The 15,095-nt window shown below is 53.9% G+C and carries 18 protein-coding genes; 6 read left to right on the top strand and 12 right to left on the bottom strand.

From position 1 onward, the window contains the following. The first annotated feature begins 49 nt into the window (after nucleotides 1-49). Together P398_RS0105350 and P398_RS0105345 are read left to right on the top strand one after the other, a co-directional pair. On the top strand, nucleotides 50-331 hold the full coding sequence (locus P398_RS0105350) for a hypothetical protein (RefSeq protein WP_029334332.1): 282 nt from the start codon (nucleotides 50-52) through the stop codon (nucleotides 329-331). Between the two features lie 55 nt (nucleotides 332-386). After that, the gene (locus P398_RS0105345) at nucleotides 387-644 is read left to right on the top strand and encodes a hypothetical protein (RefSeq protein ID WP_029334331.1); all 258 of its coding nucleotides are present in this window, start codon (nucleotides 387-389) and stop codon (nucleotides 642-644) included. Between the two features lie 58 nt (nucleotides 645-702). Here P398_RS0105345 and P398_RS0105340 read toward each other — a convergent pair whose 3' ends face one another. After that, a complete protein-coding gene (locus P398_RS0105340) occupies nucleotides 703-1,224 on the bottom strand; it encodes a dihydrofolate reductase family protein (RefSeq protein WP_029334330.1) in 522 nt (173 codons plus the stop codon). A 75-nt stretch (nucleotides 1,225-1,299) separates the two neighbouring features. Between P398_RS0105340 and P398_RS0105335 the strand changes: the two genes are divergently transcribed. Then, complete coding sequence (locus P398_RS0105335; RefSeq protein WP_029334329.1) at nucleotides 1,300-2,190, top strand: helix-turn-helix transcriptional regulator; 891 nt, start codon at nucleotides 1,300-1,302, stop codon at nucleotides 2,188-2,190. 35 nt (nucleotides 2,191-2,225) lie between these two features. Here the strand turns inward: P398_RS0105335 and P398_RS0105330 are convergent, their stop codons facing one another. From P398_RS0105330 to P398_RS0105315, 3 genes are all read right to left on the bottom strand, one after another. Beyond that, on the bottom strand, nucleotides 2,226-2,456 hold the full coding sequence (locus tag P398_RS0105330) for a type II toxin-antitoxin system Phd/YefM family antitoxin (protein ID WP_029334328.1): 231 nt from the start codon (nucleotides 2,454-2,456) through the stop codon (nucleotides 2,226-2,228). 278 nt (nucleotides 2,457-2,734) lie between these two features. Then, nucleotides 2,735-4,279, bottom strand: a complete 1,545-nt coding sequence (locus tag P398_RS0105320; protein ID WP_029334327.1) for a PTS transporter subunit EIIC — start codon at nucleotides 4,277-4,279, stop codon at nucleotides 2,735-2,737. Nucleotides 4,280-4,358: 79 nt separating this feature from the next. Next, nucleotides 4,359-5,708, bottom strand: a complete 1,350-nt coding sequence (locus P398_RS0105315; RefSeq protein ID WP_029334326.1) for a 6-phospho-alpha-glucosidase — start codon at nucleotides 5,706-5,708, stop codon at nucleotides 4,359-4,361. Between the two features lie 145 nt (nucleotides 5,709-5,853). On the opposite strand from P398_RS0105315, the gene P398_RS0105310 reads away from it, so the two are divergent. Next, complete coding sequence (locus P398_RS0105310; protein WP_029334325.1) at nucleotides 5,854-6,573, top strand: GntR family transcriptional regulator; 720 nt, start codon at nucleotides 5,854-5,856, stop codon at nucleotides 6,571-6,573. Between the two features lie 138 nt (nucleotides 6,574-6,711). Then, complete coding sequence (locus P398_RS0105305) at nucleotides 6,712-7,419, top strand: polysaccharide deacetylase family protein (protein ID WP_034799335.1); 708 nt, start codon at nucleotides 6,712-6,714, stop codon at nucleotides 7,417-7,419. Between the two features lie 40 nt (nucleotides 7,420-7,459). Here P398_RS0105305 and P398_RS0105300 read toward each other — a convergent pair whose 3' ends face one another. From P398_RS0105300 to P398_RS0105270, 6 genes are all read right to left on the bottom strand, one after another. Then, nucleotides 7,460-7,858: a cytidine deaminase gene (locus P398_RS0105300; protein ID WP_024370776.1), complete on the bottom strand. Its 399-nt coding sequence runs from the start codon at nucleotides 7,856-7,858 to the stop codon at nucleotides 7,460-7,462. Between the two features lie 576 nt (nucleotides 7,859-8,434). Next, nucleotides 8,435-9,466: a FecCD family ABC transporter permease gene (locus P398_RS0105295; protein ID WP_029334323.1), complete on the bottom strand. Its 1,032-nt coding sequence runs from the start codon at nucleotides 9,464-9,466 to the stop codon at nucleotides 8,435-8,437. Next, nucleotides 9,463-10,482, bottom strand: coding sequence for a FecCD family ABC transporter permease (locus tag P398_RS0105290; protein WP_029334322.1), 1,020 nt, complete (start codon nucleotides 10,480-10,482; stop codon nucleotides 9,463-9,465). The genes P398_RS0105295 and P398_RS0105290 overlap by 4 nt, the downstream gene beginning before the upstream one ends. A 4-nt stretch (nucleotides 10,483-10,486) precedes the next feature. After that, nucleotides 10,487-11,503: an iron-siderophore ABC transporter substrate-binding protein gene (locus P398_RS0105285; RefSeq protein WP_029334321.1), complete on the bottom strand. Its 1,017-nt coding sequence runs from the start codon at nucleotides 11,501-11,503 to the stop codon at nucleotides 10,487-10,489. A gap of 189 nt (nucleotides 11,504-11,692) precedes the next feature. After that, a complete protein-coding gene (locus P398_RS0105280; protein WP_147287391.1) occupies nucleotides 11,693-11,992 on the bottom strand; it encodes a hypothetical protein in 300 nt (99 codons plus the stop codon). A 692-nt stretch (nucleotides 11,993-12,684) separates the two neighbouring features. After that, complete coding sequence (locus P398_RS0105270; RefSeq protein WP_029334318.1) at nucleotides 12,685-13,281, bottom strand: FMN-binding negative transcriptional regulator; 597 nt, start codon at nucleotides 13,279-13,281, stop codon at nucleotides 12,685-12,687. Nucleotides 13,282-13,371: 90 nt separating this feature from the next. On the opposite strand from P398_RS0105270, the gene P398_RS0105265 reads away from it, so the two are divergent. After that, a complete protein-coding gene (locus P398_RS0105265; protein ID WP_029334317.1) occupies nucleotides 13,372-14,058 on the top strand; it encodes a haloacid dehalogenase type II in 687 nt (228 codons plus the stop codon). On the opposite strand, the gene P398_RS0105260 is transcribed toward P398_RS0105265, so the two are convergent. Beyond that, nucleotides 14,033-14,551, bottom strand: coding sequence for a GNAT family N-acetyltransferase (locus P398_RS0105260; protein WP_029334316.1), 519 nt, complete (start codon nucleotides 14,549-14,551; stop codon nucleotides 14,033-14,035). The genes P398_RS0105265 and P398_RS0105260 overlap by 26 nt on opposite strands. A 13-nt stretch (nucleotides 14,552-14,564) precedes the next feature. Continuing rightward, nucleotides 14,565-15,017, bottom strand: coding sequence for a MarR family winged helix-turn-helix transcriptional regulator (locus P398_RS0105255; protein WP_024370788.1), 453 nt, complete (start codon nucleotides 15,015-15,017; stop codon nucleotides 14,565-14,567). Nucleotides 15,018-15,095: the final 78 nt, after the last annotated feature.

Raw genomic sequence — 15,095 nt, 5'->3', positions numbered from 1 at the left:
CTCAGAATCATTTATTTTCACAATAAGTTAAAGAGAAAGGGGTATTTAGGTGGCCATTGCGGTTGGATATATCATTGCAGGTATAGGTGCATTTGTGGCTTATTGGTTTAGCACAGGAGAGTCGAGAAAGTCGAAATTTAAAATATGGGGCATTGCTCTGATGCTTCCGATTTCGCCAGCATTAGCTTTTTCAATCGGACTCTCCTATGCCATCAGTGTCCAAAATGGTTGGGCAGGATTAATCATGTGGTTTATCTTCCCCTTTATTTTCTTCATTGGACTCACGCTACTGTTAGTCGGCATTTTCACAAAGGAAAAGGAAATCGTTTGAGGGATCCAACCAAAGCATCTTACAAGACATATATCAAATTGAAGGGGGAAAGAAATTGAATAAAACGTTGATGATTATAATGAACATCATAACGGGATTGATCGTTACCGCTCTCACTATTGTTGCTCTTGGGATAAGTGGCATGGCAGAAGGACCTCAACCTGCGGCTAGCTACTATTGGATACTGTTATTCGGGGTATGGTTTATTGGTCTCGTCATGCAGTTGAAAAAATCAACTAGAGTCATCGGTTTAGTCATTACCTTCCTTCCGATTCTCTACTTTGTATCTCTTTTTGCAATTGAATTTTTATAACTTTTGGTCTGTCACCATAACGTGGAGTTAGTCGAACGTTACGGTAATGGACTATTTTTCATGCCTTCTCGTACGTCACCATGACGAACTGTCCGGACGCGCGTTGGCTCGTCAATCTCAACTTCGTCTCGTGCGTGCCTTCCGGGAAGAGCGGGATGCCTTCCCCTAATACGACCGGGGCGATGGCGATCTCATAACGGTCGATCAAGTCGTGCGCCATCGCTGCTTTGACGACCTCGCCTCCACCGACGAGCCATATATCTCCGTCGATGTCTTGTTTCAACCGTTCGATGAGCTGTTCGATCGGCTCGTCCGTGAACGTGACGTACTCGGCTTCCCGGTCCGGATGTCGCGTCAAAATATAGTTCGGGATGTCCTTATACGGATAGCCGTCCGGCTCGAGCACGAGCACTTCCTCATACGTCTTCCGCCCCATGATGACGGCACCGACCGTCTTATAGAAACCGGCGTACCCGTTGTCCCCTTCCCCCTCGACTTCGAACAACCAATCAAGTTGGTCGTTCATGCGGGTGATCTTTCCATCTAAACTTGTCGCGATATATAAGACGACGTTTGCCATGATGCGTTCCTCCTTCATTCGTGATATGTTCAGCTTACTTGAGAACCACGACAAAACATGACGGGAATGGATAAGATGAAAAAACGACATTTGCAGTTGATTCGGCTGTTGAATCGGGGGCGACGGTTCACTGCTGACGAACTCGCTCTTGAGACGGGTGCCTCGGTCCGGACGATTCAACGCGACATGCTGACGCTCGAAGAACTCGGCTATCCGATTTGGAGTATTTCAGGCACGGGTGGTGGCTATGAGATGTTGCCGAACCGGTTACTGCCCCCGCTTCAACTCCGGGAGCAAGAAGCGATCGCGCTGTACCTCACGCTCAAATGGATGGAACAGATTCCCGATGTGCCGTTCGGGGACATGCGAGACACTTTGTCCGACTGGTATGTGAACGAATTGCCGCACGACCTTGAGACGAAAATTGCTCGGCTCGAGAAAAACATCCTCTGGCTCGGGAACAAGACCGCACCACCTGCCCCGTTCACGAAAGACGTGTTTCAGGCGGTCGAACGAAGACAAAAAATCGAGCTGACGTACGCGACGACGAAAGGATCACGTACGTTCACGATCGCCCCGGTCGGCATGGCGCTCCTCGATTTAAAGTGGTATGTGTATGGTTTGTCAGCGTACGGGCTACGCCAATATCGGATTGACCGCATCGAATCAGTCCAGTTGCTTGAAGAGACGTTCGAGGCGGGCGATTTGGAGACGCTCCTCGAGGCGAGTGATGAACGAACCGGTGTGACCGTTCGGCTCGATCTCACGCCGCTCGGCCGCCGTCTGCTTGAAGACGTATTACCCGGTATCGCCGAAAAGAATGAGTGGGACGTGCCGGAAGCTGAGCTTCCGTTCTTTTCGCGGCAATTGCTCGCCGCCGGAGCGGAAGTCGAGGTCGTCGAGCCGATTGAACTACGGGAGATGATGCGGGAGCAGGCAAGCAAGTTGTGGGAGTTATACAAATGAAAATGGACTCATACCGGGATAGGTGTGAGTCCATTTTAGGTCGATTTTTGTTGAAGCTGACGAACTGACTCAAGGAGCCGTTCGGCATTTTTAGGGCTCTGTAGCAGATACATCGTCTCTATCAGTTGATTGTATTCTTGCTCGGGCATGATGACGGTATTGTGACCATTCTTTGGGACGATGGTAATCGTTTCACTATTTTCATGCACTCGATTAAGAATTTCTTTCAAGTTTTTCTGCGCTCTTTCAAAAGTGATTGTCGCCATGTTTCTCTCCCCCATTCGATGATTTATATCCATAATTATACCCAAATCAGTATAAGGCATACTTGAAACAGGAACTAACACTTTGCAGAGGATGAATCCTTCGGCTCATATGATTGAAAGTAATTTGAGCAAGGCATCGGCGTCATCACGTTGTCGTTTGCCATCGGTCTCATCGTCTCGACGCTCATCAACGTCATCCAATTTTGCCGTACCTCGTCTGTTTTGGATTAACCTACTCCACACAAAGAGCCCAACCGCATACCGGTTAGGCTCTTTGTTCAATTCGCTTGATCCATCTCTTTATGCAGTTTCAGCAACTCATTCTTATACAAGTCTGAGCGTCCCCCGAAGATGGCCTGAATGTTATTTTTCACTTTGACGACCCCGGCCGCGCCGAGCGCCTTTAACTCGTCCTCATCGATTTTTGACACGTCTTTCAATTCGACGCGAAGCCGAGTGAAGCACGCGTCGATGTCGACGATGTTCTCCCGGCCGCCGAGCGCCTCTTGGATGGCGAGCGCCGTCGTCTGAATCGACGTCTTTCCTGCTTTCTTGTCATTGTAGTCTTTCCGAGTGAACAGTTTCGTCTCTTGTCCACCCCGGCCTGGCGTCGCCAAGTTCCATTTTTTAATCGCGAACGTGAAGATGCCGTAATAGACGAGGAAGAAACCTGCCCCGACGACGAGGTTCATCCACCAACGTGGCGTCCCTGGCAACACGTTCACCAAGACGTAGTCAATCAATCCCGAACCGCCGGCCCAACCGATATGGGCGTCTAGTGCGTACATGAGTGCGAACGACACTCCCGTCAACACGCTGTGTACGACGTAAAGGAGTGGTGCGATGAATAAGAACGTGAACTCAATCGGTTCCGTGATCCCGGTCAAGAACGCCGTCCCTCCCGCAGCAAGCAACAGACCACGGACGACCGGGCGCTTGTCCGGGTCTGCCTGACGGTACATGGCGAACGCCGCACCGAGGAGGCCGAACATGACGATTGGGAATTTCCCGGCCATGAAACGACCGGCCGTGACGTCGACACCTTCGGCGATTTGGGCGAGGAAAATATATTGATCCCCGCTCACGATCGAGCCGCCGACTGTCGCCGTACCCCCGAGTGATGTCCATAAGAACGGGGCATACCAAATGTGATGCAGTCCGGTCGGAATCAACAGCCGTTCGAGCATCCCGTATAGGCCGACGTAGGCCGGATTCGTCGCGTCGCTCGCGATGACGTTCGCCATCGCCGTGAGCCCAGACTGAATCGGTGGCCAGACGAGCATCATGACAAAGCCGAGTATGATCGAGAAGAAGACCATGACGATCCCGACCGAGCGATCTCCGGCGAAGAATCCGAGCATCTCGGGCGGATTGAACGTATGGAACTTCTTGTACACCCAGACGGCGAGCAAGCCGACCGCGATTCCGCCGAGCACGCCCGTCTCAAGTGACGGGATGCCGAGCAACATGCCGTATTCCCCGCTCTCAGCCGCCATTTCCGGTGTGATCCCAAGGGCAATCGAGATCGTCGTGTTCATTATGACGTAGCCGACGAGTGCGGCAAGTGCCGCAATTCCCGACCCGCCGGAAAGACCAACCGCGACGCCAATCGCAAAGATGATTGGCAAGTTGGCGAAGATACTCAAACCAATTTGAAGCATCCCGGCACTGATTGCTTCGACCGTCCCGTTCTGTAAAAACGTCCAACTTTCTGCAAGCGGACCTGTTAGCGCCGCGCCGAGACCAAGTAAAATACCGGCCGCCGGCAAGAGCGCGACTGGTACCATGAGCGCCTTCCCGAATTTTTGAAATACCCGAACCATTGACTCATTTGATTCACTCCTCATGTGTAAGCGTTATCAATTCACAAAACGAACAAAGGGGAATAACTCCCCTTCGTCTTTAGCGTGCGACCGTCTCACGTTGTTTGAGCGCCGGCCAATAGTTTTCGTTCTCGTTAATCAAATCGTCAAGGATTTGACGGGCGACCGGCGCGTCGACGACGGTCCGGTTGAGCGTCAGTGCTTGGAGCGCTTTCTCATAGCTGTTCTCGAAGTAGGCATCGACGACGAGCTGTTCGTAAGCGAGTTGTCCTTCAATCATCCCTTTATAGAAGCGTGGGATGTGCCCGACCGCGAACGGCTTTGGCCCTCGGTTCGTCAGCATCGCCGGCACTTCGACCATCGCATCGTCCGGCAAGTTGGCGATGATGCCGTCGTTCTTCACCATGACGATGAAGATGTCGCCGTTGTTGTAGGCAAGGGACGCCGCGACGCGGATCATGTAGCAGCCGTGAATATCGACTTCAAGATGCGCGTTCTCGAGCGAGTCGTCGGCGATGATTTGATCGCACATCGAGAAGACGCGCTGTTGGCGGCCGTTGATGACTTGACGGGCCCGCGTGTTTTCCACGTCTTCCTTCTCCGCCATGTCCGACGGATACAAGTAGTACTGGAGATACGTGTTCGGCAAGTATTCCGGGAAGTCGGTGAGCATCTTCTCGACTTGTTTGAACGTCTTGATCCAAGACGGATCGTTGGCGATCTCCGAGTCTTCCGGGATGAACCCGTCCTCCAAGATGGCGCGCTTGATGTCTTCTGTCAGCTCATTGCCTTCTTTGTCATAAATGCCTGTAAACCAACCGAAGTGGTTGAGTCCGAAGTACTCTGGCACGAGGTCCCAAATCTCTTTGCCGAGAATCTTCGCGTAACTGACCATGATCGCGGCTGGCATGTCACAGATGTTCAAAACCTTTTTATCGTTCGGGTAGGCACGCTTCAACGCCTCGGCGACGATGGCGGCCGGGTTCGTATAGTTCAAAATCCAACCGTCCGGTGAACCTTGACGGATGTCGGCGACGAGATCAATCATGTCCCCGATCGAGCGCATCCCATACGACATCCCGCCCGGTCCACACGTCTCTTGTCCAACCACGCCGTGACGGAGCGGAATCTGCTCATCTTTTTCGCGCATTTCCAAACCGCCCGTCCGAATTTGGACGAAGAAGAAATCTTTATCGCGGAAGGCGTACTCTTTGTCCGTCGTATATTCGAACAGCTCGAGCTCTGGATAATGCTCACGCAAGATGACCTCAGTCGCTTTGGCGACGCGCTCTTGGCGGTCACCGTCCGTATCGTAAAACGTGATTGAACGTAGTGGGAAGTGAGCCTTCTCTTCAATCAAACTCATGATCATACCGATCGTGTACGTGCTGCCGCCACCTACGACGACGAGGCGTTGTCCTTGTTTCATGTGTGCGTTCCCCTTTCAAATACATATCTTATTGATTACAATACAAATTTAATACATATTATCTTAATCGTCAACACTAATTTTGAAAACATTTTATTTCGTGTATACTGAACGTATGAATCCAAGTCGCATCGGAGGGTCCACCATGAAAGCAAAGTCACCGCTTTATCAGCAAGTCGCGCAACGAATGCGTGCGTTCATCGAGTCCGGCACGTGGGCGCCCGGCGAGGCAATCCCGACCGAGGCACAGCTCGTCGAAGAGTTCGGCGTCAGCCGGGTCACCGTCCGTCAGGCGGTCAAACTTCTCCAAGAGGAAGGACTATTGTGGAAGCGCCAAGGGAGCGGCACGTACGTCCAGTCCGAAAAGATCGAGCACAATATGTATGAGCTGAAAAGTTTTACCGAAGATATGAGGCGTGAAGGGAAAGATGTGACGAACAAAGTGCTCACGTTCACCTTGCAGCCACCGAGTGAGAAAGTCCGGGAAGCACTCGAACTCGAAGAAGGTGACCTCGTCTTTTACGTGCGACGGCAACGGTTCGCCGACGGCGAGCCGCTCATCGTCGAGGACACGTACCTTCCGCTCAAACTCTTCCCCGACTTGACGTATGAAGTGATGACGCAGTCGAAGTACGCTTATATCGAAGACGTGAAAGGACTCAAAATCGCGGACAGCGTCCAAGAATTCATCCCGGTGCTCCCATCAAAAGATATCGCCGAGATGCTCGGGGTGAGCGAACGGACACCCGTGCTCAAAGTCCAGCTCTACTCGTTCCTTATGGACGGCAGCCGTTTCGAGTTCACCGAGACGTATTTCAAGAGCGAGGAATATCGTTTTATCATCCGTGCCGGACGGAGACGCTGAACGAGGCCAAAAACTAACCGCCATCGAACGATTCGATGGCGGTTTTTGATTGCCGATATCTCAATCGGGTAAAGGGTACCATATGTTTACATCGGCACCGTCCACCCCCTTCGTTCACTTGTAAGGAGGGCCAATATGATGAAGAAGAGTTTTCTGTTGCTCGTGTTAGCTTGTCTGTTGATCAGCCCATTGTCACAAGCCGCCGCATCGAGTCCGAAAGCGTATAACGACCGCAGTCTCATCTATTTGACGTTTGACGATGGTCCACACCGTCAGACGGGCGCACTGCTCGACGTGTTGAAGAAACACAAGGTCAAAGCCACGTTTTTCATCCTCGGCAACAACATCAAAGGCAACGAGAAAATGCTTCGTCGAATCGTCGCCGAAGGTCACCTCATCGCGCTTCACGGCATGACGCACGACCGGCACAAGTTTTACCGGACGCCGACGACGGCCGTGCGTGAGATGCAACAAGTACAGAAGCTCGTGCTCCAAGTGACAGGCGTCAAGACGAACATCGTCCGCACCCCATATGGAAGCGACCCGTACATGACATCGGCGCATCGGCAAGCGATGACGAGGGCCGGCTTCCAAATGTGGGACTGGAACGTCGACAGTCTCGACTACCGCTACAAGAAAGACAATCGCCGCGTCCAAAACCAAGTGTTCGCCCGATTGAACGCGAACTACCGAGCGAATGTCGCCTCGATCATCTTGACGCACGACCACTCGATCACCCCGACCGCGCTCGACTATATCTTGCGCCACTCGAAAAAGCGCGGCTATGAGTTCCGGACGCTACACGGCATCAAAAATCCGCACAACTTCTTCAACAAATGGCGCTAACAAACAAAGCCTTGCCGGTTGTCGGCAAGGCTTTGTTTCATCACATTTCTAGTTCTGTGAACGCGAACGGGACGAGTTCGTCAAGCGTCACTTCTTTAATCTCGGCTTCGCCGTTCGTCATCAACACTTTGAAGTCCGGGTCGCCGAACTCGACGAGCACTTGGCGGCAGATACTGCATGGCGGCAAGAAGTCGACCGTGTCACCTGACACCGCGACGGCTTCGAAGTCACCCTTTTTATATCCTTGTGCGATGGCCGTGTAAATCGCTGTGCGCTCGGCACAGTTCGTCGCACCGAACGACACGTTCTCCACGTTGACGCCGTTGATGACCGTTCCGTCCTTCATGAGAAGCGCCGCTCCGACACGGAAATTCGAATATGGGGAGTAGGCGTTCTCTTTCACTTGGCGGGCGCGCTCGACTAATTGTTGTTGGTTCATGGGATCATTGTCCTCTCTGACTCGAAATGAACTGATGCCAGTTCCCGTGCCTCTCTTTTTTGGGCAGGATTTTTAGCATACACTCCCCACGAAGCAAAGTCAACGACTTTTTGATGGCGCTTTCACATGAAAAGAGTCACATCCATAGACGTGACTCTCCGCTTACAGATTTTACGAACGGGAAAGCCCATACCGGGCATAGCCCGCCTTTAGGCATGGGATGAAAGTGAGTTCGGATGTGAAGAACATCCGACATTCGGGTATATATATTCCATAGACAAGTACAAGTCTCTAAAACGCCCGTGTCCATCGCACCTTGAGAATCGTATCCGGTTCGGTCACGAAAACATGTGACCGGTAAAACGATGCCTGTCGTCACGTAAAAGACGCTAAAACATCAGGTGGACACACCTGCAACGACCTGTGGTGGATGGTAACAGTCCATCAGCCTGAGAACCTATATGGTCTGTCTCAGGAGGGGTGATGGCACACCCTCATCTGAAGGCTTGAGCAAAACAGAAATGGACTGCGCTCGCACAAGCACTTCAGAATCCCAAGGTTTCAATCGTGGGAGTGTCAAAACTCCCCTTTTTTGTTCATCCGAATCAAGAGGAAAATCAAATACGGTGCCCCGACCATGCCGGTGATGACACCGACCGGATAGCGCGCCGTGAAGGCAAACTGGCCGATCAGGTCGGCGGCGAGCACCAAGACGACACCGACGAGCCCGGCCGGAATGATCGTCGAACGCCCGTCCCCGACGAGCCGCTTCGCGATCGGTCCCGCGAGAAAGGCGATGAAGGCAATCGGTCCGGTCGTCGCCGTGGCGAGCGCGAGCATGAGCACCGAGGCGATGATGAGGAGCACCCGCGTCTGGTTCGTCCGGACACCGAGCGACGTCGCCGTCATCTCCCCGAGCTCTAAAATCTGGAGCTGGCGGCTGAGCCAGATGACGACCGGCAGACAGAGCGCGACCGTGATCATGAGCGGCGGGAGCGACTCCATCTTGGCACCGTTCAAGCTCCCGCTCAACCAGCGCATCGCCGTCCCGACGTCGTTTTGACGACTGATGAGGAGAAGATAGTTAATGACGGCCGTCAGCATCGCCTGGATTCCGATCCCGACCAAGACGAGACGTCCGATCGAGAACGCGGCGCTCTTCGACAAGAAGTAGATGGCGAGTACCGTCAACAGTCCGCCGATGACCGAGATGACGGAAACGAACGTATCGCTCGCTTGTAGGACGACGATGCCGAACACGGCCGCCGCACTCGAACCGGTCGTGATGCCGATGACGTTCGGGTTGGCGAGCGGGTTGCGGAGCATCGTCTGGAACACCGTACCGGCGACCCCGAACGCGATCCCGGCGAACACGCCGGCGAGCATGCGCGGCAGGCGGATCGTGTTCACGGCGAACGACGCCCCTGGCACGTCGGCCCCGAGCAAGACGCGGACGACGTCCCCGACCGGATAAATCGTGTTGCCGAGCATGAGCATCAAGGCGCTCAAGGCGAGCGCGAGCAGGCTGAGGACGAGCGTCACGACGACGGTCCGCTGCCGACGCCGTCTACTGTTTTGAATCATCGGTTGAAATGGTTTTTGCATCATAAGTCACGCACCTTCACTTTCATCGTCAACGCGATCAAAATCGGCGCCCCGATAAAGGCGGTGACGATCCCGACCTCGAGTTCGCCCGGGCTACCGAGCAAGCGTCCCGTCACGTCGGCGAACGTGAGCAGAATCGCCCCGGCGAGCGCCGACATCGGGATGACGAACCGTTCGTCCGGCCCGATCGTCAAACGGACCAAGTGCGGCGCGAGGAGCCCGATGAAGCCGATTGGCCCCGCGAGCGCCGTCGCCGCACCGCAAAGAATCACGCCTGCGAACGAGGCGATCAGTTTGAGCGTGCCGATCCGGACGCCGAGCCCTTTGGCGAGCTCTTCCCCGAGCCCTAAAATATTCAACGACGGGGCCGCGAGGATGGCGATGACGATCCCACTGATAAAGAACGGCAAGAACGTCATGATTGAATCCATGTTGCCGGCACCGACGCTCCCGACTTGCCAGAACCGGAACTGGTCCATGACGTTCGAGCGTGGGATCATGATCGCCATGACGAGCGACGACAAGGCCGCACTCGTCGCCGCCCCGGCGAGGACGAGCTTGAGCGGTGTCGCCCCGCCCCGGCCGAGCGAACCGATGCCGAACACGAACACGGCCGTCAGGAGCGCCCCGACGAGCGCGAACCAAATGTAGTCCGACGACGACGAGATATTGAAGAACGCGATCCCGACGACGACGAACAGGGCCGCCCCCGTGTTCACCCCGAGGATGCTCGGGTCGGCGATCGGGTTTCTTGTGACCGACTGCATCAACGCGCCCGAGACGCCGAGCGCCGCCCCGCACATGAGACTAAAGATCGTCCGCACGATTCGCTGCCGGATGATGTCCGCTTCATACGACTGAACAGCCGGACGGAATAAACCGTCAAGCAGTTCATCCCATCCGACTGTCCGTGAGCCGAAAGCAAGTGAAGCGAGCATGCAGACAACGAGCAAGACGAGTGACCCCATCAAGATGAGAGGAAACCGTTTCGGCGTTTGCAACTTCTTCAGCGTATTCATTTAATTACTCGACTTTCTCGAGTGCTTCCGAGACGAGTTTCACGTACTCGTCGATCGTGTATTCGATCGAGAGCGGTGACGGTGTCCCGGCTGCCGCGAGCGGCGTGTTGTCTTCAATCAAGACGACCGAGCCGCGCTCGATGGCCGGTACTTTGCCGTAGAGCGGGTCCGCTTGAAGCTCTTTGAGCGTCTCTTCGTTCCCGTAGACGACGAAGAGATCGAGGTCGTTCAAGATGTCGGCGTTCTCTGAGCTGAACTCGAGGTAGAAGCTGCCTTCTTCGAGTTGGTCTTTAATGTTTTGCGGGTACTCCATGCCGAGCTCTTCGATGAAGGCACCGCGCGGGTCACCTGTCGTGTAGATGTAGAACTTCGACAAGTCGCCAGGGCTCAAGGCGACGAACGCGCCTTTCTTGCCTTGCATGTCCGGTACTTCCGCCGCTTTGTCCGCGATGAGCTGTTCTGTGTCGGCAATCAACTGCTTGCCTTCTGCTTCCATGCCCATCGCCATCGCGTTGTAAAGGACCGTGTCTTGCCAAGATGATACCCAAGGCGTCTCTTGGTACGCGACGACCGGTGCGATTTGTGTCAACGTGTCGTAGTCTTCTTGCGTGATGCCTGAATAGGCGGCCAAGATGACGTCTGGCTGTGAGTCGGCGATCGCTTCAAAGTCGAGGCCGTCCGTGTCCTGGTAGACGTTCGGGTTGTCTTCACCGAGTTCTTTCAACTTCTCTGCTGTCCACGGCAAGACGCCGCTGCCGTCTTGGACGCCGTAGTTCGCAGCCGAGAAACCGACCGGGACGACGCCTAGCGCGAGGGCGACGTCTTGGTTCGACCACCCGACCGTCGCGACGCGTTCTGGCTTCTCTTCGATGACCGTCTCACCGAGCGCATGCTTGATCGTGATCGGGTAACCTTCTGCTGACTCTGAGTTCTCATCCGTCGTCGCTGGTTCTTCTGTGTTCGAGCCGCAACCGGCGAGCACGAGCATGAACACTGAGACGAACAAAAACATATGTAACATCTTCTTATGCTTTTTCACGTTGTAATCCCCTTTTTCTCTTCTATGACGATGCGTTATCACCGACACTGATAATCATTATCATTTATGAGTATAGGATGAATTGGAGACCCCTGTCAATCTGAACTTCAAGATAGTTGAGGAAAAAGAGAAACAGCCCGCGTGTCTCGATTGGCGAGAGGCGGGCTGCCGTCATAACGTTTGGTTGGCCAAATTGATCAGTTGTTGGACGGACAAGCGGCTCTCGTCATCGAGTTCGACCGTATTGCCATCAATGTAGTAGATGATTCGTGCCGTGAAACCGTCTTTGTTCTGCCACCACAATGCTTGTGACGTCGATTCCGTCTCGTCAAAGAAAGCCGATGTCTCGTCCGCAAGTATGTATTGCTCCCCATATAACGAGAGATCCGCCACGTCATTCGGTTCATCGATGACTTTGTCGACGATGTAGCTTAGTTCTTGAGTCGTCTCTTCATTCACATAATGAAACACGAAACTATGAAGATGATGCGGCACACCGATGTCAACTTCTGTTTGACACTCCCACGATTGAAACCTTGGGATTCTGAAGTGCTTGTGCGAGCGCAGTCCATTTCTGTTTTGCTCAAGCCTTCAGATGAGGGTGTGCCATCACCCCTCCTGAGACAGACCATATAGGTTCTCAGGCTGATGGACTGTTACCATCCACCACAGGTTGTTGCAGGTGTGTCCACCTGATGTTTTAGCGTCTTTTACGTGACGACAGGCATCGTTTTACCGGTCACATGTTTTCGTGACCGAACCGGATACGATTCTCAAGGTGCGATGGACACGGGCGTTTTAGAGACTTGTACTTGTCTATGGAATATATATACCCGAATGTCGGATGTTCTTCACATCCGAACTCACTTTCATCCCATGCCTAAAGGCGGGCTATGCCCGGTATCGGCTTTCCCGTTCGTAAAATCTGTAACGTCGAGTGATCTCAAACGGAAACGCAATCGGTTCCTCAAACGTGTGTTCAATCGGTGGATTCGGTGGGTCTGGCCAATCCGTCGCCAGTTCAACCAAAGCGAGGATGACAAGCAACCACCCTAGTATTCGCACAATCCTTTTCATTTTCATTGATTTTCGCTCACTTCCTAAAAAATTGGGTTGACGATTGAGGGTACACTGCGACGCGGCTTAGACGTCCAGTCCATGAATCAAGGGCGTCGCTCACGCATGACATCGGCCATCGGACAGCCTTCCGCTTCGAGCTCGGAGACGATGCGCGCATAATCTTCGTCGTTCCGGTTTTGGCTCAGCTTGAACGCCGCCTCGATGTCTGAGACGTCGATTCGAAAGCCGACGACACCGTATTTTTGACGCTTGACCGGTTCCGACAGCTCTTCCCAGACGACGGCATCTCCCCGCTCCCCTTCATGGTCCCGGAGCAAGCCAGCCAATTCGTCCTCGAGCTCCGCCTCGGTCATGATCGTCGCCTTCCCGTAGAGATGGACCGCCTGATAGTTCCACGTCGACACGTCCTCATGGCCGTACCACGACGCCGAGACATAGGCGTCCGGCCCTTGGACGATGACGAGCACCGTCTGTTGTTCAATCGTTTTCCATTGCGGATTATGTTTGGCGATATGCGTCGTGAACGAAAGCTGTCCGTCCGTCTCATGCAGACGGAGCGGTACGTGCGTCGCGATCGGCTTATGCCCGTCATATGTGACGACGGTGCCGAAAGGATGGGCCTTCAAAAAAGCGTGGACTTCTTTCGGGTCGGTCACAGCGTATAATTTTGGGACGTACATCCAACTCCTCCTATCTAGTTTCCCCTCGTCTAAGCCGCGTCAAGTAGGGTAAAGACAAGATGACGCTACATGACTTGAGGAGGGGTTATTATGAAACCGAAAATTCAAGCGTTCGTGTTCGATGTGTACGGGACGTTGTTTGACGTCCATTCCATCAAGACGGCGTGTGACGACCAATTTCCCGGGAAAGGTGAACAGATCAGCGAGATATGGCGGACGAAACAGCTCGACTACTTCTTCACCCGCCACATCATGGGTCGCTATGCCGATTTTTCCGTCGTCACACGCGAAGCGCTCCGCTACGCCTTGTCGGCGACCGGCGTGACGTGGACACCTGAAACCGAGGACGCGTTGATCGCAAAGTACACCGAACTGTCGCCGTACGATGAGGTCGCAGGTGTGTTAAACGAACTTCACGCAAAACGGACCGTCGTGCTGTCGAACGGGACGGACGCGATGCTCACCGCGCTCATCCATAACGCCGGCTTCACCGACCTGTTCGAGGAGCTCGTCAGCGTCGACGGTGTCAAACAAGCGAAACCGTCACCGGCCGCGTATATGCATTGGTTCAAGAACAGCGGGCTAGAGCGGGACGAGGTATTGTTTCTGTCCTCGAACGGCTGGGATATCGCCGGGGCGAAAAACTTCGGGTTCCACACCGCGTGGATCAATCGCGACGGGAAACCGCTCGACATGCCTGACTTGACCCCTGACGCCGTCTATGAAGATCTATCCGGAATATTGGAATGGGTCACGGACGAAGCGGCTTGGCCATGATCAAATCGGTTTGGGCGTCGTCGCCCATATAGAACGTGTGGGACCCGGTCTGGACGAAGCCATGCCTTTTATAGAAGGCGAGCGCCTTCTCGTTATGCTCCCAGACGCCGAGCCAGATTTCACGTTTATTCAACTCGTTCGCGCGTTGGATCGCCTGATCATACAACGCCTTGCCGACGCCGCTCCCTTGGAAGGTGCGACGCACGTAAATCCGTTCGAGCTCGAACGCCCCCTCGCCCATCGCCTCCGTTTGGGCGTTGTTGGCGTTCCCTTTCATATACCCGGCAAGTTCCCCGTCAAGCATGGCGAAAAAGAACGTCGAGTCCGGATTCGCAAGTTCCGCTCTAAGTTGCGGCACGTTGTACGCCCGTTCGAGATACGCCGCGAGATGTGCCGGGTCGTTGTCGGCTTCGAACGTCTCCGTGAACGTCTCGATGCTGATGTCCCGGAGCGTGTCGACGTCTTCGATCGTGCAAGCTTTGATGGTGATCATGTTGCTTCCCCCTTTAGTATTCTCGTTTGTGACCTCGCTTGACCGTTTCCCAATCCCCTTCGATATTGTGACGGACCCGCTTCAACAAACGGAGCAACTGTTCGGCTTCTTGATCCGAGAGACCAGCGAGCGCCACGTCCGTTGAATGGTCATGCTCGCGGAGGATTAGCGGATAGACCGCCTGTCCTTTCTCGGTCGGATGGAGTCGCTTGATCTTCTTGTTGTGCGGGTCGTCGACTCGTCGAATGAATCCTTCCCGTTCAAGCTTTTGAATCGCGCGCGCAGCCGTCGAGCGGTCGACTTTAATGAGTTCAGCCAGCTTTTCTTGGATGATGCCCGGCTCTTCGCAGATTCGGACGACATAAAGATATTGCCCTTTCGTCAGCTCGAGCTCTTTGAACTCGATGTTGCTGATCGAGTCGAGCGCACGGGCAATCATCCCAACCTCGCGTAGATGGTCTCTCATACAATCCTCCCGAATGTTGTATTTACTCTACATTATGTTCAGTTTAACTCATTTTATTGCATTTGCAACAAAAAATAA

It is taken from the genome of Exiguobacterium aurantiacum DSM 6208 (genome assembly GCF_000702585.1).
In the GTDB taxonomy this organism is placed as follows: Bacteria; Bacillota; Bacilli; order Exiguobacteriales; family Exiguobacteriaceae; genus Exiguobacterium; species Exiguobacterium aurantiacum.
The sequence above is the reverse complement of the archived record's forward strand: the minus strand, read 5'-3'. Positions and strand labels throughout refer to the sequence as shown.

Bases quoted from the DNA above. Each gene is read 5' to 3' on its own strand.
- P398_RS0105305 (WP_034799335.1), top strand. From the start codon at position 6,712: ATGAAGAAGAGTTTTCTGTTGCTCGTGTTAGCTTGTCTGTTGATCAGC.
- P398_RS0105320 (WP_029334327.1), bottom strand. From the start codon at position 4,279: ATGGTTCGGGTATTTCAAAAATTCGGGAAGGCGCTCATGGTACCAGTC.
- P398_RS0105295 (WP_029334323.1), bottom strand. From the start codon at position 9,466: ATGATGCAAAAACCATTTCAACCGATGATTCAAAACAGTAGACGGCGT.
- P398_RS0105335 (WP_029334329.1), top strand. From the start codon at position 1,300: ATGAAAAAACGACATTTGCAGTTGATTCGGCTGTTGAATCGGGGGCGA.
- P398_RS0105285 (WP_029334321.1), bottom strand. From the start codon at position 11,503: ATGTTACATATGTTTTTGTTCGTCTCAGTGTTCATGCTCGTGCTCGCC.
- P398_RS0105315 (WP_029334326.1), bottom strand. From the start codon at position 5,708: ATGAAACAAGGACAACGCCTCGTCGTCGTAGGTGGCGGCAGCACGTAC.
- P398_RS0105270 (WP_029334318.1), bottom strand. From the start codon at position 13,281: ATGTACGTCCCAAAATTATACGCTGTGACCGACCCGAAAGAAGTCCAC.
- P398_RS0105300 (WP_024370776.1), bottom strand. From the start codon at position 7,858: ATGAACCAACAACAATTAGTCGAGCGCGCCCGCCAAGTGAAAGAGAAC.
- P398_RS0105255 (WP_024370788.1), bottom strand. From the start codon at position 15,017: ATGAGAGACCATCTACGCGAGGTTGGGATGATTGCCCGTGCGCTCGAC.
- P398_RS0105310 (WP_029334325.1), top strand. From the start codon at position 5,854: ATGAAAGCAAAGTCACCGCTTTATCAGCAAGTCGCGCAACGAATGCGT.
- P398_RS0105260 (WP_029334316.1), bottom strand. From the start codon at position 14,551: ATGATCACCATCAAAGCTTGCACGATCGAAGACGTCGACACGCTCCGG.
- P398_RS0105290 (WP_029334322.1), bottom strand. From the start codon at position 10,482: ATGAATACGCTGAAGAAGTTGCAAACGCCGAAACGGTTTCCTCTCATC.
- P398_RS0105340 (WP_029334330.1), bottom strand. From the start codon at position 1,224: ATGGCAAACGTCGTCTTATATATCGCGACAAGTTTAGATGGAAAGATC.
- P398_RS0105265 (WP_029334317.1), top strand. From the start codon at position 13,372: ATGAAACCGAAAATTCAAGCGTTCGTGTTCGATGTGTACGGGACGTTG.
- P398_RS0105330 (WP_029334328.1), bottom strand. From the start codon at position 2,456: ATGGCGACAATCACTTTTGAAAGAGCGCAGAAAAACTTGAAAGAAATT.